Genomic DNA, 17,731 nt, shown 5'->3' with positions numbered 1-17,731 from the left:
AAGGCTCTTTGATGGGGAGAAGTAGAGCCCACGAGGCTCAAGCTGCGCATGAAACAAGGAACGGGCTTGATTTGGGGTTCAGAGCACCCGTTCCCTACGCAGACGCTCAGGAGTGAAGCGACTGCGTATCTTCATCATGGGAATGCGCGGGGGCCGACTCAAGTACCGCTAGTCGCGCGGGCGGCAGCTCTTTCGACCATCGCGATGAGCGTAGCGAACAACTCTTCCCTGGCCTGATCCGCGCTGATTTCACTGCTGGCGGCGGCATTCGACAGTGCCTCGGCGGCGCCAAGCATGGCGCGCAAACCGGCTTGGGTGATTTCGCCACCAGCAGCAAGCGGTTGCAGCACTCGGCGACACTTTTCGAGGAAGATCACCTCGTAATCGCGCTTGATCTTCTCCAGCTCCGGCGTGCTACCCAACGCCGCAATCACTCCCGGAATCTCATTGCCCTGCAACAGCACGCAATCGACATACGCGGTGGCGATCACCGTCGCGGTGTCGATCAGTGTCGGTGGGCAATTGTCGATGGCCGCGTCCATCACCGCCGTCTGGCGCGTGTCGAAATCCCGGTACAGCGCCACGAGCAGGCCCGAGCGCGTGGTGAAGTGGTCGTAGACCACCGGTTTGGTCACGCCAGCCTTGTCCGCCAGATAACCCAGCGTCAGCGCATCGGTGCCTTCGGCACGGATGATCTGCCAGGCGACGTCGAGCAACTGGCGATTGCGATCTTCGCGCGACAGACGACGGCGCGGTTGGGCAGGGGCATCGGCTTCGGTCATTTCAGTGGTTGACATCGCTAATATACCAAACGTAACTTACTGTTCGTAACATACCAAGAGTACATAGCCCTTGGTCAGCACAAACTTACAGGAGAATTCCCATGCATGCATTGATTGTTGTGGCGCATCACCAGCCGCGTTCGCTGACCCACAGCGTGGCGACACAGATTGCCGAGGGCCTGACCCAGGCTGAACCGGCCAATACCTGTGAAATCGCTGATTTGTATGCGCAAGGTTTCCAGCCGGTGTTCGGCGCAGCGGATTTCGCCGTGCATCACCGGGAAGCGCTGCCGCCCGCCGACGTGCAGGCCGAGCACGCACGGATCGACCGCGCTGATGCGTTGGTGCTGGTGTTCCCGGTGTACTGGTGGTCGATGCCGGCGCTGCTCAAGGGCTGGATCGACCGGGTGTTCAGCAATGGCTGGGCGTTTGATTATGGCAGTGACCAGAAGCACATTAAAAAGCTGCAGCGCCTGCGCGTGCATCTGGTCGGGCTGGGCGGGGCGGACGCCGGGGCGTTTCAGCGTCATGGTTATGCTGCGGCGATGAAGGCGCAGATCGAGCACGGGATTTTCGATTACAGCGGGGCGACGGTGCAGAGTTCGACGTTGCTGCTGGAGTCGGAGTCGAGTGATCCGCAGGGGCATTTGCAAACGGCTTATAAAATCGGTGTCCGGATATTCCCGGTTCCGGGCGGGAGCGAGCCTGCTCGCGAAGGCACCCGTGCAGTCGAACTGATTGCCAGCTGACAGACCGCTTTCGCGACCAGGCTCGCTCCCACAGGGTATCTTTAATGTCAGCGGGTGCCGGGCCAGCCGGCGTTGGCGAGTGCGGCGAGCAAGGTTTCCTTGTCCAGCCCCGGCACCGCATGCCCGTTGCCTTCAGTGCTGTCGCTGGCGAGCAGGGCATTGATGATCGCTTCTTCTACCGCTTCGGTGGCGGCCAGGAACAGCTCGCTGATGTGGTCGTTATTGACCATGCGCAAACCGTCACAGGTGGGCGCACCTTTGCCTTCATACGCGGCAGGCGGGACGTGATCGTTGCCGGTGGCGAAGGCGATGAAGATGTCACCGCTGTGGTCTTCGTTGCCGCCGCCGCTGCGCGCCAGGCCGAGGCTGGCCCGTTGCGCCAGACGCGTACACTGATGCGGCAGCAGCGGCGCATCGGTGGCCAGGCAGACCACGATCGAACCCATGCCCGGGTGTGGCAGTGCAGCGCGCAGGAACGGTGAATCCACCTGCTCCATGTAACGGCCCACCGGATAACCGTCGACCCGCAACTCGCTGCGAATGCCGTGGTTGGCCTGGACAATCGCCCCCACCGTCCAGCCGCCTTGCGCGCGGCTCAACCGGCGCGACGCGCTGCCGATCCCGCCCTTGAATTCATGGCAGATCATGCCGCTGCCACCACCGACTGCGCCTTCTTCGACGGCACCGTCATGCGCGCAATTCAGTGCCTCGGCGACATGCTCGGGCTTGACGTGAAAACCGTTGATGTCGTTGAGCAGCCCGTCGAATGTCTCCAGCACCACCGGCATGTTCCAGTAGAGACGCCCGTCGTCGGGTTGCTGCTGGCGATCCAGCGCAATCAACGCGTCGCGCACCACGCCGAGGCTGTGGGTATTGGTGAAGGCGATGGGGCTGGTCAGCAGCCCGGCCTCGCGAATCCACTCAAGGCCGGTGGCATCGCCATTGCCGTTGAGCACATGCACCCCGGCGAAACACGGTTGCTGGTTGGTCGAGCCGCGGCGCGGTTCGATCACGGTGACGCCGGTGCAGATATCGCGCCCGGCCTCGCTGCGTCCACGCACATTGCTGTGGCCGACGCGCACACCGGGGACGTCGGTGATGGCGTTGAGCGGGCCGGGTTGCAGTTGGCCGATGCGGATATTGAGGTCACGGGCACGGGGTTTCATCGAATTCAGTCTCTCTAACGTTGCTGGATTGTTCACCGACCCACAAGGGAAATGGTGGTGGGTTTACTGGCCGTTCTTGACCTTGCTCCACACCCGCGTGCGCACCCGCTCGGTGGCTTTGGGCAGCGGTTCAAGGGTGTACAAGGTGGCCATCGCCGCAGCCGACGGATACACCGCCGGGTTATCCCGAGTGGCCTCGGCCACCAGCGGCGTTGCTGCGCGATTGCCGTTTGGATACGACAGATGATCACTGACCGGCGCGATCACTTCCGGGCGCAGCAGGTAGTCGATGAATGCCAGGCCCTGAACGCGGTTCGGCGCGTCCTTGAGCAGCACCAGTGTGTCGAACCACACCGGTGCGCCTTCCTTGGGCAGGGTGTAGGCGATCTTCACGCCGTTGTTCGCCTGCTCGGCATTGGTCTTGGCTTCGAGCATCGCCCCGGACCAGCCCACGGCCACGCAGATGTTGCCGTTGGACAGGTCACTGATGAATTTCGACGAGTTGAAATAGGCGATGTGCGGGCGCAGCTTGAGCAGCAGCGCTTCGGCTTTCTGGTAGTCCTCGGGGTGGGTGCTGTTGGGCGGCAGTCCGAGGTAGTGCAGGGCTACCGGGAGCATTTCCGACGGCGAATCGAGCATCGCCACCCCGCACTGGCCGAGTTTGGCGAGGTTCTCTTCCTTGAACACCAGGTCCCAGGAATCCACCGGCGCCTTGTCGCCGAGGGCGGCGCGCACCTTGTCGACGTTGTAGCCGATGCCGTTGGTGCCCCACAGGTACGGCACGGCGTATTGATTGCCGGGGTCGTTGTTGGCCAGTTTGCTCAGCAGGTCGTTGTCCAGATTTTTCCAGCCCGGCAACTGATCGCGCGGCAGCGGGGCGAGTGCGCCGGCCTTGATCAGCGTCGGCAGGCTGTAGTTACTCGCCACCACCACGTCGTAACCGCTGCGGCTGGTCATCAGTTTGCCTTCGAGCACTTCGGCGCTGTCGAAAGTGTCGTAAACCGGTTGAATGCCACTGTCGCGCTTGAAGTCAGCCAGGGTGTTGGGGCCGATGTAGTCGTACCAGTTGTAGACGTGCACGCTCGGTGCGTCGGCGGCACTGGCGGCGGACACGCCGCCGATACAGGCGAGCAGGCTCAGGTGGATGCCCAAGTTGATATAGCCACGACGACAACGCATGATGCGGCACTCCTGGCCTGCGGCAGGCCGGTGATGATCGGGAGTGCTCAGCCTATCGGGCCGATCACGTCTGACCCATTCCCATCATGGGTTACTCAAAAGGGGTAGTGCGTGGACGCGTTGTTGCAGGAGTTGCCGGTGCATCAAGGTCTGGCGCGGGTGTTTGCCACGGTCGGGCAGGACGCTTTCTGGCGCGCGCTGGTGGACACGCTGCGGCTGCTGGTGCCGCTGGACAACGCGCTGGTGGCGTTGATGCAGGCGGGGCAGGCGCCGCGGTTGCTGATCGATTTCGACAGCAAGGGGCGCGCCGATGAGCAGGAGGAACTGGCCAGCTACAGCGCCGGGATGTACCTGCTCGATCCGTTCTATCAAACCGCCTCGACCGGCATTGCCGACGGCTTGCACAGCCTGGCTTCGGTGGCGCCGGACCAGTTTCTACACAGCGAGTATTACCAGAGTTATTTCCGTTCGGTGGTGGGCGAAGACGAGTTGCAGTTCATGATCAACGTCGAGGGCGGCGTACTGGGTCTGTCACTCGGGCGCTCGATGGCGTTCGACCTGACCGAGCAGGGGCGCTTGCTGTGCGCGCGCGACTGGGTGCTGGCCGCGATGCGTCGCCATGTGCAGTTGCTGCCGCCGCAAGGGGCGGGCGCTGAACCCGTGGCGGGAGACCTGGCGACCTTGCTCGACCGCTTCGATGCACGCCTGACCGCCCGTGAAGTCGACACTGCGCGGCTGATTCTGCAGGGCTTTTCCAGCAAGGCCATTGCCCAGCAGATGGGCATTTCACCGGAGACGGTGAAAGTCCATCGGCGCAATCTCTATCACAAACTCAATGTAAACGGGCATGGCGAGCTGTTTGCGCTGGTGCTGCGCCCCCCGACTGCCTGACCCACCATAAATCCCCCCTTGTAGGAGTGAGCCTGCTCGCGACAGCGGTGGGTCAGTCAACATTTTCATCAACTGACAGAACGCTATCGCGAGCAGGCTCACTCCTACAGGGGATTTGCGCTGTGTCAGTCGAGGCGTTTGAAGACCAGGGCTTTCAGGCCGCTCTGCGGATCGACATCCGGAAACTCAGGCGGATTCTCCAGCCGTTGTTCGAAGCGCAAGCTCGGCGCTTCCTGAGTCACGCCATCAATCAGAAAGTCCGAGCCAAACGACGGATCATTCATGCACGCCAGCACCGTGCCGTTCGCTGTCAGTAATTCCGGCAAGCGGCGCAGCACCCGCTGGTAATCCTTGGTCAGCAGAAAGCTGCCTTTCTGGAACGACGGCGGGTCGATGATCACCAGGTCGTACGGGCCGCTGTTGATCACCTTGCCCCAGGACTTGAACAGGTCGTGGCCGAGAAAGCTCACCTTGCTCAGGTCATGCCCGTTCAACCGGTGATTGTCGCGGCCACGGCTCAGGGCTGCGCGGGACATGTCGAGGTTGACCACATGGCCGGCGCCGCCTTCGATCGCCGCCACGGAAAACCCGCAGGTGTAGGCGAACAGGTTCAGTACGCGTTTGCCCGCGGCCTGCTCGCGCACCCAGTTGCGTCCGAAGCGCATGTCGAGAAACAGCCCGGCGTTCTGTTTGCGGCCCAGGTCGACGCGGTACTGCAAGCCGCCCTCGACGATGCTCATCTCGTCGATCTCGTTGCCCAGCAGCCATTCGGCGGTGCTTTGCGGCAGGTAACGGTGTTGCAGCAGCAAAGTGTGCGCGCCGCACTGTTGCCATTCGGTCGAGGCGCTGATGTCGAGCAGCAAGTGCTTGAGCGCTTCGAGCTGCTCCGGCACCGGTTCCTTGAACAGCGAGACCAGCACCACGCCTTGCAGCCAGTCCACCGTCAGTTGTTCCAGCCCCGGCCAGCAACGTCCGCGTCCATGGAACAGGCGGCGGGTTTCGCTCGGTGCCGCGGCGAGTGCAGGCAGCAGATGGGCGCGGAGGGTGGCGAGGGCTTCAGGGTTCATCAGTCATGGTCGGCAAGTAAAAGGGCCGGCATTTTAACCACAAAACCTGCCTGGCGAACGCCGGTCACCCAAGGCCGATCAGCACTGTCAAGAAAAGACCTGTATCAAAAATGAATTTATGCAGGGCGCGCTGCTCATACCAGATAAGCAGCGGATTCGAGCCGCTAAATCGTTAATGCAATTCAGGGAGTGTCAGTTCATGAGTCCAACACCGACGGCGAGCGCGCACCTTCCTGGCGGGTTGATTCTGGTGGTTGAGGACGATCCGTTGATTCTGGAGTTTCTCTGCGAAATTCTTCAGGAGGAAGGTTTTGTGGTCGAACCGCGCACCAGCGCGGATGACGCCAAGCTGTATCTGGAAGAGCACGCGCCGGAAGTGGCCTTGCTGCTGACCGACATCACCATGCCCGGTGAAATCAACGGCGCCGGGCTGGCCAATCTGGTCGGCGAGCGCTGGCCGGACAAACCGGTGATGGTCATGTCCGGTTATGAAACCCCGGAGACATCCGGGGTCAAGCACCCGGTGGCGTTCATCAAGAAGCCCTGGGCCATCGGCCAGTTGCTTGACTGCGTCGACAGCGCGTTCAAGTCCAAGGCCCCGCGACTGCACTGAGGTGTCGGGTCGAATCGTCGGGCAAAAATGCTACATTGCCCGGCCAATCTGCCCCGTCTTGTCAAAGGATGCGACCTTTTGTCTGCTCACGATAACCTCTTTGGTCGCGCGTTCGGCGCGTTCCTGTTCGACATGGACGGCACCGTCCTCAACTCCATTGCCGCTGCCGAGCGGGTCTGGGCCGCGTGGGCTGAACGCCACGGGGTTGATGTCGAGACGTTTTTGCTGACCATTCACGGCGTGCGCGCCATCGATACCATCCGCCGCCTGAACCTGCCGGGGGTGGACGCCGAGGCGCAAGCGGCGTTCATCGCTCAGGCGGAAATCGACGACGTGGAAGGGATTGTGCAGATTCCCGGCGCTGCGGCGTTTCTCGACAGCCTGCCTGCCGAGCGCTGGGCCATGGTGACGTCGGCGCCACGGGATCTGGCGTTGCGGCGCATGGCGGCAGCGGGGATCCCCGAGCCTGCGGTGATGATCACTGCCGAAGATGTAACGGCTGGCAAGCCTGATCCGGCGGGTTATCGTCTGGCGGCGCAACGCCTTGGGCTTGCGCCTCGCGACTGCCTGATTTTCGAAGACGCCACCGTTGGCATCCAGGCCGCTGAAGCGGCGGGGGCGGCGCTGATGATCATCACCACCACGCACCAGCATCCCCTCGAAACCACGCATGCGACCCTCGACAGTTACGAGTCGCTCAGCATCACCGTTGACGGCAAAGGCCAACTGCACCTGCAAATAACCTGAAACAACGCGATTCATTGTGGGAGCGGGCTTGCTCGCGAAAGCGGAGGACCAGTCGACACCTCTTGTAACTGACCGACCGCATTCGCGAGCAAGCCCGCTCCCACACTGGATCTATGTGGGTCCGCGAAACGGTGTTCACAATCAAACACTGCAGGAGCCAGCCAGCCAGCCAGCCAGTCTGCTGGCGATGGCGTCAGTAAACCCCCGGCAACAACCGCCAACTGCGCGCGCAATAAGCATCGTACTCAGCGCCAAATTGCCCGCGCAGCAGCGCCTCTTCCGAGTGGATGCGGGCGATCAGCGGGATCAGCGTCAGTGCCGCCAGTATCAACCCGACGCTGGAGCGAAACGCCAGCGCCCAGCCCATCGCGTTGACCACCAGCCCCAGATAGCTTGGGTTGCGCAGGCGCGTGTAAATGCCGTCAGTGACCAGGCGATGCCCCGGTTGAATCGCCACCAGCCCGCTGAAACGTCGGCCCAGCACAAACACCGGCCACAGGCGCAGCGCGCCGCCGACGATAAACAGCAGCGCGCCGAGCCAGCGCACCCCTTCACCGCCGAAGGTCCAGAAGTCGAGGCGGTCGCAATACGCCGGCAGAAACCCGCTGACCACCCCGATCACCGCGAACGCCGGAATCACCCAGCGATTGGCGCGGTCTTCGCGCTCGCCGGAACTCATGTTGACATCGGTGAACAGCGACGCCACCACCATCAACACGGTTGCCAGCGCAATCACCACCAGCGCCCCGTGGGCAAAGAACACCGCCGGCCCGCCAATGCCCCACACCGCAAGCCCCAGGTAGGCGAGGGTGGCGAGCACCGCGACCACGATCATTTGCGCAGACATTTTCATGGTGATCTCTTAACAGGCAGCTGACCCATTCAGTGTAGAACGCCGCTGAACCTGTGGGAGCGGGCATCCTCGCGAGGGCGTCGAGTCAGTCAGGATTAATGCTGGATGTACCGGCCCCTTCGTGAGCAAGCCCACTCCCGCCTTGAGCTTGGCCAGCCCCAAGATCGCCGTCCCGCCGACGATCCCCTGTGGGAGCGGGCATGCTCCGGGCGGCGTTCCGACGACGGCGTCGTATCAATCGCGACCGGACATGCCTTTTGCCAAAGGACCTCAGCAACGCCGGTCGTCGGTCGGCAACGTGTTCACCCAGCCAATATCGCGTCTACGCTGATCCATTCCTTCTATTTGTCCGTGTATTGCCAATCGAAGAGGTGAACCCATGAAAATCGATTTGAGTGGAAAACTGGCCATCGTCAGTGGCAGCACGGGTGGCATTGGTCTGGGCATCAGCCAGTCGCTGGCCGAAGCCGGCGCCACCGTTGCGGTGATCGGTCGGGACACGGCCAAGGTTGAACAGGCGCTGGCGAGCATTCGGCAGAGGGTGCCGGGTGCACAGTTGCGCGGTCTGACGGCTGATCTGGGCACCGCCGAAGGCGCAGAAAAACTGTTCGCCGCCGAACCGCGTGCGGACATTCTGGTGAACAACCTCGGGATCTTCGACGCGGTGGATTTCTTCGACACGCCAGACAGCGAGTGGACACGCTTCTACGAGGTCAACGTGATTTCCGGCGTGCGCCTGTCGCGGCATTACGTGCCGGCGATGGTCGAGCAGGGCTGGGGACGGGTGATTTTCCTGTCGTCGGAGTCCGGTGTGGCGACGCCGGCCGACATGCTCAATTACGGCGTGACCAAAAGCGCCAACCTAGCGGTGTCCCATGGCTTGGCCAAACGTCTGGCTGGCACGGGTGTGACGGTCAATGCGATCCTGCCGGGGCCGACCTTTACCGGTGGAGTGGAACACATGCTCAAGGACGCCGCGGCCGAGTCCGGTCGTAACCTGCGCGAAGAAGCCGACGCCTTTGTGCGCAGGGCTCGCCCGACATCAATCATCCAGCGTGTGGCCGACGTCGCCGAGGTGGCGCATCTGGTCACGTACATCGCGTCGCCGTTTTCTTCGGCCACCACGGGTGCGGCCTTGCGCGTGGATGGCGGCGTCGTCGACAGTATGGCGATCTGAACCCCGAATACTCTGGAGACACGTTTATTTATGGCAACTGCATCAGCAACGATCGACATCCCGGCTTCGGCCGATCAGGTCTGGCAATTAATTGGCGGCTTCAACACGCTGCCGGACTGGCTGCCGTTCATTCCCAACAGTGAACTGAGCGAAGGCGGGCGCGTGCGCACCCTGCAAACCGCCGATGGCGCGGTGGTGATTGAACGACTGCAAGCCTTCGACAACGCCGCCAGGACCTATAGCTATTCGATCGAACAGGCGCCGTTTCCGGCCACCGATTACCTGGCGACGATCAAGGTCGAAGCCCACGGGCAGGGCGCGCGGGTGACGTGGTCGGGTCGCTTTACCGCCAAAGGCGTGAGCGATGAGGAAGTGGTGGCGCTGTTCAATGGCATCTACCAGGGTGGTCTTGAGGCACTGCGGGCGAACTACCCCGCGTGATGTGACAAAGATCCCCCTATGTGAGCGGCGGTGCGACGATTCGACTTGCTCGCGAATGCGGTGTGTCATCCAAAGGAGATGTCGACTGATCCGACGCATTCGTGAGCAAGCCCACTCCCACAGGGGGGGCATGTCCTGTCAGGTATTGGCGATCAAACTCTGCCGACAATCCAGCACCAGCTTCGCGCCCCCCAACTCACTGCTGCCCACCTCAAGCGTGAAGCCATGCAGGCTGACAATCGCCGCGACAATTGACAAGCCCAGGCCAAAGCCGCTTTGCGGCTGCCCGCCCTCGGCCCGATAAAAACGCTGGAACACCGCTTCGCGCTCGGCTTCGGGAATCCCCGGTCCGGAATCGTGGACCTCGATCCGCGTATGCCCGCCGTCATTCACACCGCGCAGAATCACCGTGCCGCCGACCGGGGTGAACTTGATCGAGTTGCTCAACAGATTCGCCAGCGCTTCGAACAGCAGCGCCCGGTCACCATTCAAGGGTGGCAGGGTTTCCGGCATGTTCAGCACGAACAGCAGTTCGCCTTCCTCGGCCAGCGGCAGGTAAAACTCATGCAGTTCTTCGAGCAATTTCACCGGATCAAGCTCGATAAAACCTGAGCGGCGCTGACGGTCTTCCAGCTCGGAAATCCGCAGCAATCCGCGAAACCGCGCCATCAGCGTGTCCGCCTCGGCCAGCACCAGATCCAGTTGCGCTGCTTCCTGCGAGCCTTCGCCAGCCTGCTGCTGCATGCGATACAACTGCGCCCGCAAACGCGTCAGCGGCGTGCGCAAGTCATGCGCGATGTTGTCGCACACACCTTTGACTTCATGCATCAGGCGTTCGATGCGATCGAGCATCGCGTTGACGATGGCGGCGAGCATGTCCAGTTCATCGCGGCGGTTGGACAGCGGCAAGCGGTGGGTCAGGTCACCGGCGACGATCGCCTGGGCGCTGTCCTGAATCGCGCGGATGCGGCGCATCGGTCGGCGGCGCAGTAGATGCCAACCGGCAATCCCCGGCAGAATCGTCAGCGACACGCCCCAGAACAACGCATGCAGAATGATCCGCGTCACCGCGAACAGCGAACCGTTGTCGCGCAGCAACACCAGCCAGCGACCGTCACGGGTCTGGGTCGCCACGGCGTCGCAGCTGTCGGCGGGCAGGGTCGGGTCGTCGGAGTCGGCGCAGTCATCCAGCGTGTGGATCTTGCCGTCCAGCGGCAGGCCTTCGGGCAGTTGCTGCAAGGCGCCACCGAGGTACACGCCCTGGGCGTCGAACAGGCCATAGGCGTCGATGCCACGGATGTCGAAGGTCATGCTGGCGGCGAGCGCTTCTTCCAGTTGCTCTCCGCGAAAGTGCGAAAACAGATGCTGGCGTTGCATCAGCGAATGCTTGGCGAGGTTGTCGAGGTAACCGGAAACCTCGAAATACATGACCCCCATGAGGATCGCGCTCCACGCCACGAACAGCGAACTGTACAGCGCCAGCAGACGACTGCTGGAAGAGCGCCAGCCGTCAGACGGGTTCGGCAATGACATAACCCGAGCCCCGTACCGTGCGAATCAACGGGACATTGCCCACCGCGTCGATCTTCTTGCGCAAACGACCGATGTGTACGTCGATCAGGTTGGTGCCCGGGTCGAAGTGATAACCCCAGACTTCTTCGAAAATCATCATTCGCGACAGGATCTGTCCACTGTTGCGCATGAGGAATTCCAGCAGCTTGTATTCGGTCGGCAGCAGCGTCAGCACCTGCTCGGCGCGGCGCGCTTCGTGGCTGATCAAATCCAGCTCGAGGTCGGCGACCTGCAGGGTGGTGGCCTGTGTGGCGACGCTGTTCTGCCGGCGCAGCAGCACTTCCACGCGCGCGGCCATCTCGTCGGTGGCGAACGGCTTGGTCAGGTAATCATCACCGCCGGCGCGCAGGCCGCGCACGCGTTCATCGACATCGGAGAGGGCGCTGATCATCAGAATCGGCGTGGCCACGCCCATGGTGCGCAGGGTGGTGACGATGGCCAGTCCATCGAGTTCCGGCAGCATGCGGTCGAGGGTGATCAGGTCGTAGTTGCCGCTGACGGCACGGTCCAGGCCTTCGCGGCCATTGTCGACCCAATCCACTTCCAGGCCATGGCTGCTGAGTTCGGCAACGATTTCACGGGCAGTCACGGCATCGTCTTCGATGGTCAAAATACGAGTCATAGAGCAGGCCTTGATCGGTTCAAACGGAATGGCAGCATTTTGCCAAGTATTTTCCGTGACGCTTTAAATTAACTTTCATGTTTTAGCTGCGATTTGCCAAGGCTGCGGAATTATTTCCGAGAGCGTTGATATCATCTAGCCATAATTTCCGACAGGAGTGGTTCCGTGCGTACTTCGATTCGCCCCGGCTGGATGCCGATCACCGGTTTGTTGCTGATGCTGCTGAGCACTGCAACCCTGGCCGCCAACACGCCGTGTTCCGGGAAAAAGGGCGGTATCGATCGCTGCGACGGCGATCTGTTTTTGTGCAATGACGGCTCCATCAGTGGCTCGAAGAAAAGTTGTGCGGCGATGTTCGGGATCAAGGGGCAGGCGCGTCCACAGCAGTTTCTGCAAAGTGATGATGGCTGCACCTGCGGTAGCGGCTCGTTCTGCACCGGGCCGCGTGGCGGGGTGTACTGCCTGACGCCAAGCGGAAACAAAAGCTACAAGCGCAAATGACTGCGCTTTGTGCCAATGCATAAAACCCGCTGCTTTCAGTGCATTGTTGCAAATTGCAATGAGTGGAGAAGTTCAGTCTTTTTAACCTGTTGAAATTTAACGATTTATTTAAAGTTGGCAAATGGCACGGTCGCTGCAATTCATCCGTTGACGAGTTGTAACACCATTTTTCATGCCTGGAGCACTACAACAATGAATAGATCCTCTGATGGGTTTTATCCTGCCTTCGAAGGAGAGTCGAGCAACGTGTCAGGCGTGTCCTGGGGCGCGATTTTCGCGGGCGCGGCGGCGGCCGCAGCACTGTCGATGATTTTGGTGCTGCTCGGCTTCGGTTTGGGATTCTCTGCCGTTTCACCCTGGGCCGGGGAGGGCGTCAGCGCCAAGAGCCTGGGGATTTCAACGATTGTCTGGCTGGCGGCAACGCAAATCATCGCGTCGGGTCTGGGTGGCTACATCGCCGGTCGTCTGCGGGTGAAGTGGGCCAACATGCACGGTGATGAAGTGTATTTCCGTGATACTGCCCATGGCTTTCTCGCCTGGTGTGTCGCCACGCTGGTGACCGCCGTTCTGGTGGTCGGCTCGGTCAGCAGTGTCATCAGTGGCGGTGTGCAGGCCGGTGCCAGTGTGGCCGGTGGTGCCGCAGCTGCCGCGACTCAAGCGGCCGGTTCTGCTGCCGCGAACACCAGCAGTGACCAGTACGGTTACTTTGTCGACAGCCTGTTTCGCGATGATCGTCCGGCATCCGTCAGCGATGACGCTGCCCATGGCGCCGTGACCCGGATCTTCGCCCAGAGCCTGGCCAACGGCCAACTCAGCCCTGAAGACCGTACCTACCTGGCGCAACTGGTCGCACAACGGACCAACCTGAGTCAGGCCGATGCCGAGCGTCGTGTCGACGAAGTCTACGCCCGTACCCAGAAAGCCATCGCCGACGCCAAAGTCAAAGCCCAACAGGCTGCCGACACCGCCGCCAAAGTCGCTGCCTGGACTTCGCTGTGGATGTTCATCGCGCTGCTGGCCGGTGCGTTCTTCGCCAGCCTCGCCGCGACCTTCGGCGGTCGTCGCCGGGATGCGGTCGAGTACGTTGAAGTCGAGACCTACGCCACTACCACCACGCTGCCACCCGTTCGTTAAGCAAGGAGAATCACCATGCGCTCATTACTGCTGTTTTTCCTCGGCGTGCCGATCCCGATCATCATCCTGATCGCCCTGTTCGTACACTGATCCCTCTGAGGCGAATGCCTCGGCCGCTTTCATTTCACGGTGGAAGCGGCTTTTTGCTTTCTGGCATCCAACAAGGCGAGAATCGGCGGCTGAAGCGTAGCGCTTCATACCGCGACCCTCTATTTAAGGAAAAGTACGTTGGACAAGAAGGAAATCAAACGTCAGGTGGTGCAGATGCTGGAGGCCGGGCGCTCGAAAACCGAGACCTTCCAGGCGCTGTCCGGTGGCGCGGTCAAGGACAAGGTGCTGGCCTACTGGATTGGCTCCCATCCGGATCCGCAATTGCTTGAGCGTCATGCCGGCAAGATCAAGGTACTGCTCGGGCTGGTCTACGTGCAGGCATTGATCGGGTTGGTCGGCGGCTTTTTGCTGGGGCTGACCATCAGCAGCGGTTTTGCCATCGTCCTGGGATTGCTCGCCGGCGGTGTGCCGCTGCTGTTCGCCTGGGGCTTCTACCGCAACTCGGCGCAGACTTACACCGTCTACATGCTGCTTTCGATCAGCCAGGTGCCACGGCTGTTCAAAGATTACGCCGAAGACCCGGTGGCGGTGATTATCGGCGTAGTGACGACATTGGCCATGGTGTTTTTTGTGGCCTGGGTGAAAAACCTGCTGTTTCCCGACCTCGGCTTCATGGGCTCGAAAAAGATCAAAGGGCAGTTCGTCTTCTCCAACTGAGATCGTTGAACAATCCAACTGCTTTCACTGGCCTGGATCAATATTTCGTCTGGCAACTTCGCCTAACGTAAATGATCCAGGCCTTTGCTGAGGTATGAACTACAGTGCTTCACGCGCATCTTGTTGCGCTGACGAAGTATCCGCGCCGACGCCCCAATCAAAGCAATAAAAGTCGACACGGTGTAGTGCAGCAAGGAGCTGACACCACCTCAACCGAACCTTCACGGATGATTGCAATGCACTGCCTAGAAAGAACTTTCGATATCCAGCCCCTGACCCAGGCGGATATGACCGTCCACATCAACGGCCAAGCGGTGACTGCCGCCATCGGCGAAACCGTCCTCAGCGTTATCCAGTCCCTCGGCGTACGCCAGATCGCGCGCAATGATCATGACCAGATCAGCGGTGCCTACTGCGGCATGGGCGTGTGCCAGTGCTGCCTGGTGAAAATCAACGGCCGCCACAAGCGCCGTGCCTGCCAGACCGTCGTGCGTGACGGCATGCAGATCGAAACCCAGGTCAATCGCGTTGTCGCGCAGGAGGTCGTATGAGCCAGCAACCGGTGATCGTCGGTGGTGGGCCGGCGGGGATGGCGGCGGCCATCGAACTGGCGCGCCACGGGGTGCGTTGCACGTTGCTCGAAGAAGCTTCACGCCTGGGCGGTGTGGTCTATCGCGGGCCGTTGCGCGACGGTGTGCAATTGGATTATCTGGGGCCACGTTATTCCGAGGCACTGGGCAAACTGCACGGTGATTTCCAGGAGCAGGCCGGGCTGATCGACGTACGCCTGAACCATCGCGTGGTCGGTGCCGAAGGCACTCGCGCACTGGTAGTGCTGGATGGCGACGAGCAACTGCACGAAATCCATTACCCGCAGCTGCTGCTGGCCGCTGGTTGTCATGAACGCAGCGTGCCGTTCCCCGGCTGGACACTGCCGGGGGTGATCATGCTCGGCGGCCTGCAACTGCAAATCAAAAGTGGCGTGGTCAAGCCGCGGGGGCCGGTGATCATCGCGGGCACCGGGCCGTTGCTGCCACTGGTGGCGACCCAGTTGCACGCGTCCGGCGTCAAGGTTGCGGGCGTGTATGAAGCCTGCGCGTTCGGCAAGATCGCCCGCGAAAGCCTGGCGCTGCTGAACAAACCGCAGCTGTTCCTCGATGGCCTGAGCATGCTCGCTTACCTGAAACTGCACGGCATCCCGATGAACTACGGCTGGGGCGTGGTCGAAGCGCACGGCGACGCAGAGCTGAAAAGCGTCACGGTGGCACCGTACTCGGCCACCTGGGAGCCGGATCTGACGCGCATCGAACGTTTCGAAGCCCAGACCCTGGCCGTCGGCTACGGTTTCATTCCGCGCACTCAACTCAGTCAGCAAATGGGCCTGGATCACGGTTTCAGTGACGACGGTTACCTGCGCGCCAATTCGAACGACTGGCAGCAAAGCAACGAGCCGCACGTGCACCTGGCCGGCGACATGGGCGGGATTCGCGGCGGTGAAGCGGCGATGCTCGCGGGCAAGATCGCCGCGACCTCGATCCTGCTCCAGCGCGAGATTATCGAAGAAGAGCTGGCGCGGGTGCGGCGCGACCGCTTCTTGAGCAAACTGAAAGCCATCGTGCGCTTTCGGGCGGCGGTGGATCGCTACACCGAACGCGGGGTCGGCCAGACTGCGCTGCCGGCCGCTGACACAGTGATCTGCCGTTGCGAACACGCCACTCGCGCCGACATCGATCTGGCGCTGGAGCAGGGCGTGCAAGACATCGCCAGCCTGAAGATGCGCACCCGGGTGAGCATGGGTGATTGTCAGGGGCGGATGTGCGTCGGTTACTGCAGCGATCGCCTGCGCCAGGCCACCGGCCGCAAGGACGTTGGCTGGTTGCGGCCGCGTTTCCCGATCGATCCGATTCCTTTTTCCGCGTTCCAGTCCGTCGGCACGGAGGCCGCTTCCCATGAGTAAGTTCTATGACGTGATCATTGCCGGCGGCGGCGTGATCGGGGCGTCCTGCGCCTATCAATTGTCCAAGCGCCAAGGCCTCAAGGTCGCGCTGATCGACGCCAAGCGCCCAGGCAACGCGACCCGCGCTTCGGCCGGTGGCTTGTGGGCCATCGGCGAGTCGGTGGGGCTGGGCTGCGGGGTGATTTTCTTCCGCATGATGTCGGCCAGCCGCAAGCGCGAAACCCAGGGCGCGGCGGTGGCGGTGGACGCCAGCACGCCGCACATTCTGCCGGAGTCGTTCTTCGATTTCGCCTTGCAGTCCAACGCGCTGTACCCGGCGTTGCACCGTGAGCTGAAAGACAACCACGGGATGGATTTCAAGTTCGAAAAGACCGGGCTGAAATTTGTCATCTATGACGATGAAGACCGGCTCTACGCCGAGCACATCGTCGGCTGCATTCCGCACCTCGCTGATCAGGTGCGCTGGCTTGATCAGGCGGCGCTGCGCGAGGCTGAACCGAGCGTCAGCCACGAGGCCCGTGGTGCGCTGGAGTTTCTCTGCGATCACCAGGTCAGCCCGTTCCGCCTCGCCGATGCCTACATGGAAGGCGCGCGGCAGAATGGCGTGGACATTTACGTCAACACCAACGTCACCGGCGTGCTGCACCACGGCAGCCGTGTGACCGGCGTGCAGACGGCCGAGGAGGGCGTGTTCCACTGCAAGACCTTGATCAACGCCGCCGGTGCCTGGGCAGCAGACTTGAGCGAGTGGGCCACCGGCGTACGCATTCCGGTGAAACCGGTCAAGGGCCAGATCCTGCTGACCGAACGCATGCCGAAGATCCTCAACGGCTGCCTGACCACCAGCGATTGTTACGTGGCGCAGAAGGACAACGGCGAGATCCTGATCGGCAGCACCACCGAAGACAAGGGCTTCGACGTCACGACTACCTATCCGGAAATCGCCGGACTGGTGCAGGGCGCGGTGCGCTGTCTGCCGGAGCTCAAGGACGTCAATCTCAAGCGCACCTGGGCCGGCCTGCGTCCGGGCTCGCCGGATGAACTGCCAATTCTCGGGCCAATGCGTGGGGTGGAGGGTTATCTGAATGCCTGCGGGCACTTTCGCACCGGCATCCTGACCTCGGCGATTACCGGGGTGCTGCTGGACAAACTGGTCAACTACGAAGCGCTGCCACTGGATATCACGCCGTTTCTGGCGGATCGCTTTGAGGTCACACCGGTGAAGCAAGAGCGCGAGCTGGAACTGGCCTGACCTAAGTCCAACACCCTCCCCGTGGGAGCGGGCTTGCTCGCGAATGCACTCTGTCGGTTGCAGCTGCGTTGTCTGACACAGCGCCTTCGCGAGCAGGCTCGCTCCTGCATTGATCAATGTCATACCGATCATTTGCGCACGACACCAACCCCTGTGGGAGCGGGCTTGCTCGCGAAGAGGCCGGCACAATCAACATCGCGTCGTCTGACCTGACGCATTCGCGAGCAGGCTCACTCCCACATTGGTTATGTGGTGTTCGG

At 61.7% G+C, this 17,731-nt stretch carries 20 protein-coding genes; 12 read left to right on the top strand and 8 right to left on the bottom strand.

What is annotated here, in order from left to right; genetic code table 11:
• Positions 1-158: 158 nt before the first annotated feature.
• Positions 159-797, bottom strand: a complete 639-nt coding sequence (locus PseAD21_RS24930; protein WP_102358450.1) for a TetR/AcrR family transcriptional regulator — start codon at positions 795-797, stop codon at positions 159-161.
• Between the two features lie 86 nt (positions 798-883).
• On the opposite strand from PseAD21_RS24930, the gene PseAD21_RS24925 reads away from it, so the two are divergent.
• The gene (locus PseAD21_RS24925; protein ID WP_102358449.1) at positions 884-1,531 is read left to right on the top strand and encodes an NAD(P)H-dependent oxidoreductase; all 648 of its coding nucleotides are present in this window, start codon (positions 884-886) and stop codon (positions 1,529-1,531) included.
• Positions 1,532-1,578: 47 nt separating this feature from the next.
• Here PseAD21_RS24925 and PseAD21_RS24920 read toward each other — a convergent pair whose 3' ends face one another.
• Both PseAD21_RS24920 and PseAD21_RS24915 read right to left on the bottom strand, forming a co-directional pair.
• Positions 1,579-2,697: a P1 family peptidase gene (locus tag PseAD21_RS24920; protein WP_102358448.1), complete on the bottom strand. Its 1,119-nt coding sequence runs from the start codon at positions 2,695-2,697 to the stop codon at positions 1,579-1,581.
• 63 nt (positions 2,698-2,760) lie between these two features.
• Positions 2,761-3,876: a polyamine ABC transporter substrate-binding protein gene (locus tag PseAD21_RS24915; RefSeq protein ID WP_102358447.1), complete on the bottom strand. Its 1,116-nt coding sequence runs from the start codon at positions 3,874-3,876 to the stop codon at positions 2,761-2,763.
• A 111-nt stretch (positions 3,877-3,987) separates the two neighbouring features.
• On the opposite strand from PseAD21_RS24915, the gene PseAD21_RS24910 reads away from it, so the two are divergent.
• A complete protein-coding gene (locus tag PseAD21_RS24910) occupies positions 3,988-4,767 on the top strand; it encodes a helix-turn-helix transcriptional regulator (protein WP_102358446.1) in 780 nt (259 codons plus the stop codon).
• 125 nt (positions 4,768-4,892) lie between these two features.
• Here the strand turns inward: PseAD21_RS24910 and PseAD21_RS24905 are convergent, their stop codons facing one another.
• Positions 4,893-5,834: a class I SAM-dependent methyltransferase gene (locus PseAD21_RS24905; protein WP_102358445.1), complete on the bottom strand. Its 942-nt coding sequence runs from the start codon at positions 5,832-5,834 to the stop codon at positions 4,893-4,895.
• 199 nt (positions 5,835-6,033) lie between these two features.
• On the opposite strand from PseAD21_RS24905, the gene PseAD21_RS24900 reads away from it, so the two are divergent.
• Together PseAD21_RS24900 and PseAD21_RS24895 are read left to right on the top strand one after the other, a co-directional pair.
• The gene (locus PseAD21_RS24900; protein WP_102358444.1) at positions 6,034-6,447 is read left to right on the top strand and encodes a response regulator; all 414 of its coding nucleotides are present in this window, start codon (positions 6,034-6,036) and stop codon (positions 6,445-6,447) included.
• Positions 6,448-6,525: 78 nt separating this feature from the next.
• Positions 6,526-7,194, top strand: a complete 669-nt coding sequence (locus tag PseAD21_RS24895) for an HAD-IA family hydrolase (RefSeq protein ID WP_102358443.1) — start codon at positions 6,526-6,528, stop codon at positions 7,192-7,194.
• Positions 7,195-7,387: 193 nt separating this feature from the next.
• On the opposite strand, the gene PseAD21_RS24890 is transcribed toward PseAD21_RS24895, so the two are convergent.
• Entirely contained in the window at positions 7,388-8,047 is a 660-nt protein-coding gene (locus PseAD21_RS24890) for an isoprenylcysteine carboxylmethyltransferase family protein (RefSeq protein WP_102358442.1), read from the bottom strand.
• Between the two features lie 379 nt (positions 8,048-8,426).
• On the opposite strand from PseAD21_RS24890, the gene PseAD21_RS24885 reads away from it, so the two are divergent.
• Both PseAD21_RS24885 and PseAD21_RS24880 read left to right on the top strand, forming a co-directional pair.
• The gene (locus PseAD21_RS24885) at positions 8,427-9,224 is read left to right on the top strand and encodes an SDR family NAD(P)-dependent oxidoreductase (RefSeq protein WP_102358441.1); all 798 of its coding nucleotides are present in this window, start codon (positions 8,427-8,429) and stop codon (positions 9,222-9,224) included.
• A 30-nt stretch (positions 9,225-9,254) separates the two neighbouring features.
• Positions 9,255-9,665, top strand: a complete 411-nt coding sequence (locus tag PseAD21_RS24880) for an SRPBCC family protein (protein ID WP_102358440.1) — start codon at positions 9,255-9,257, stop codon at positions 9,663-9,665.
• Positions 9,666-9,803: 138 nt separating this feature from the next.
• Here the strand turns inward: PseAD21_RS24880 and PseAD21_RS24875 are convergent, their stop codons facing one another.
• Positions 9,804-11,198, bottom strand: coding sequence for a HAMP domain-containing sensor histidine kinase (locus PseAD21_RS24875; protein ID WP_102358439.1), 1,395 nt, complete (start codon positions 11,196-11,198; stop codon positions 9,804-9,806).
• Positions 11,176-11,859 (bottom strand): response regulator transcription factor, encoded by a 684-nt coding sequence (locus tag PseAD21_RS24870; RefSeq protein WP_102358438.1) that lies wholly within the window; start codon positions 11,857-11,859, stop codon positions 11,176-11,178. Before PseAD21_RS24870 ends, PseAD21_RS24875 begins: the two co-directional genes overlap by 23 nt.
• A gap of 165 nt (positions 11,860-12,024) precedes the next feature.
• On the opposite strand from PseAD21_RS24870, the gene PseAD21_RS24865 reads away from it, so the two are divergent.
• Together PseAD21_RS24865 and PseAD21_RS24860 are read left to right on the top strand one after the other, a co-directional pair.
• Complete coding sequence (locus PseAD21_RS24865) at positions 12,025-12,360, top strand: hypothetical protein (RefSeq protein ID WP_102358437.1); 336 nt, start codon at positions 12,025-12,027, stop codon at positions 12,358-12,360.
• Positions 12,361-12,552: 192 nt separating this feature from the next.
• Positions 12,553-13,494 carry a hypothetical protein gene (locus PseAD21_RS24860; protein WP_102358436.1) on the top strand — a complete coding sequence of 314 codons (942 nt, stop codon included), beginning with the start codon at positions 12,553-12,555 and terminating at the stop codon, positions 13,492-13,494.
• 24 nt (positions 13,495-13,518) lie between these two features.
• On the opposite strand, the gene PseAD21_RS29695 is transcribed toward PseAD21_RS24860, so the two are convergent.
• A complete protein-coding gene (locus PseAD21_RS29695) occupies positions 13,519-13,692 on the bottom strand; it encodes a hypothetical protein (protein WP_158242609.1) in 174 nt (57 codons plus the stop codon).
• Positions 13,693-13,722: 30 nt separating this feature from the next.
• Here PseAD21_RS29695 and PseAD21_RS24855 point away from each other — a divergent pair, with 30 nt between their 5' ends.
• The 4 genes from PseAD21_RS24855 to hcnC all read left to right on the top strand — a co-directional run bounded on the left by PseAD21_RS24855 (position 13,723) and on the right by hcnC (position 17,471).
• On the top strand, positions 13,723-14,262 hold the full coding sequence (locus PseAD21_RS24855; RefSeq protein ID WP_102358435.1) for a hypothetical protein: 540 nt from the start codon (positions 13,723-13,725) through the stop codon (positions 14,260-14,262).
• Between the two features lie 236 nt (positions 14,263-14,498).
• A complete protein-coding gene (locus PseAD21_RS24850; RefSeq protein WP_102358468.1) occupies positions 14,499-14,813 on the top strand; it encodes a (2Fe-2S)-binding protein in 315 nt (104 codons plus the stop codon).
• On the top strand, positions 14,810-16,219 hold the full coding sequence (gene hcnB, locus PseAD21_RS24845) for a cyanide-forming glycine dehydrogenase subunit HcnB (RefSeq protein WP_102358434.1): 1,410 nt from the start codon (positions 14,810-14,812) through the stop codon (positions 16,217-16,219). Before PseAD21_RS24850 ends, hcnB begins: the two co-directional genes overlap by 4 nt.
• Positions 16,212-17,471: a cyanide-forming glycine dehydrogenase subunit HcnC gene (hcnC, locus tag PseAD21_RS24840; protein WP_102358433.1), complete on the top strand. Its 1,260-nt coding sequence runs from the start codon at positions 16,212-16,214 to the stop codon at positions 17,469-17,471. The genes hcnB and hcnC overlap by 8 nt, the downstream gene beginning before the upstream one ends.
• The last annotated feature ends 260 nt before the right edge of the window (positions 17,472-17,731 follow it).

This window comes from Pseudomonas sp. AD21 (assembly GCF_002878485.1).
In the GTDB taxonomy this organism is placed as follows: Bacteria; Pseudomonadota; Gammaproteobacteria; order Pseudomonadales; family Pseudomonadaceae; genus Aquipseudomonas.
Note: the sequence above shows the minus strand (reverse complement) of the source record. Positions and strands in the feature narration are given on the sequence as shown.

Excerpts from the sequence above, each read along its gene's own strand:
- PseAD21_RS24915 (WP_102358447.1), bottom strand. The coding sequence starts at position 3,876 with ATGCGTTGTCGTCGTGGCTATATCAACTTGGGCATCCACCTGAGCCTG.
- PseAD21_RS24860 (WP_102358436.1), top strand. The coding sequence starts at position 12,553 with ATGAATAGATCCTCTGATGGGTTTTATCCTGCCTTCGAAGGAGAGTCG.
- PseAD21_RS24930 (WP_102358450.1), bottom strand. The coding sequence starts at position 797 with ATGTCAACCACTGAAATGACCGAAGCCGATGCCCCTGCCCAACCGCGC.
- PseAD21_RS24875 (WP_102358439.1), bottom strand. The coding sequence starts at position 11,198 with ATGTCATTGCCGAACCCGTCTGACGGCTGGCGCTCTTCCAGCAGTCGT.
- PseAD21_RS24905 (WP_102358445.1), bottom strand. The coding sequence starts at position 5,834 with ATGAACCCTGAAGCCCTCGCCACCCTCCGCGCCCATCTGCTGCCTGCA.
- PseAD21_RS24850 (WP_102358468.1), top strand. The coding sequence starts at position 14,499 with ATGCACTGCCTAGAAAGAACTTTCGATATCCAGCCCCTGACCCAGGCG.
- hcnB (WP_102358434.1), top strand. The coding sequence starts at position 14,810 with ATGAGCCAGCAACCGGTGATCGTCGGTGGTGGGCCGGCGGGGATGGCG.
- PseAD21_RS24880 (WP_102358440.1), top strand. The coding sequence starts at position 9,255 with ATGGCAACTGCATCAGCAACGATCGACATCCCGGCTTCGGCCGATCAG.
- PseAD21_RS29695 (WP_158242609.1), bottom strand. The coding sequence starts at position 13,692 with ATGAAGCGCTACGCTTCAGCCGCCGATTCTCGCCTTGTTGGATGCCAG.
- PseAD21_RS24890 (WP_102358442.1), bottom strand. The coding sequence starts at position 8,047 with ATGAAAATGTCTGCGCAAATGATCGTGGTCGCGGTGCTCGCCACCCTC.
- PseAD21_RS24900 (WP_102358444.1), top strand. The coding sequence starts at position 6,034 with ATGAGTCCAACACCGACGGCGAGCGCGCACCTTCCTGGCGGGTTGATT.
- PseAD21_RS24925 (WP_102358449.1), top strand. The coding sequence starts at position 884 with ATGCATGCATTGATTGTTGTGGCGCATCACCAGCCGCGTTCGCTGACC.
- hcnC (WP_102358433.1), top strand. The coding sequence starts at position 16,212 with ATGAGTAAGTTCTATGACGTGATCATTGCCGGCGGCGGCGTGATCGGG.
- PseAD21_RS24920 (WP_102358448.1), bottom strand. The coding sequence starts at position 2,697 with ATGAAACCCCGTGCCCGTGACCTCAATATCCGCATCGGCCAACTGCAA.
- PseAD21_RS24870 (WP_102358438.1), bottom strand. The coding sequence starts at position 11,859 with ATGACTCGTATTTTGACCATCGAAGACGATGCCGTGACTGCCCGTGAA.
- PseAD21_RS24885 (WP_102358441.1), top strand. The coding sequence starts at position 8,427 with ATGAAAATCGATTTGAGTGGAAAACTGGCCATCGTCAGTGGCAGCACG.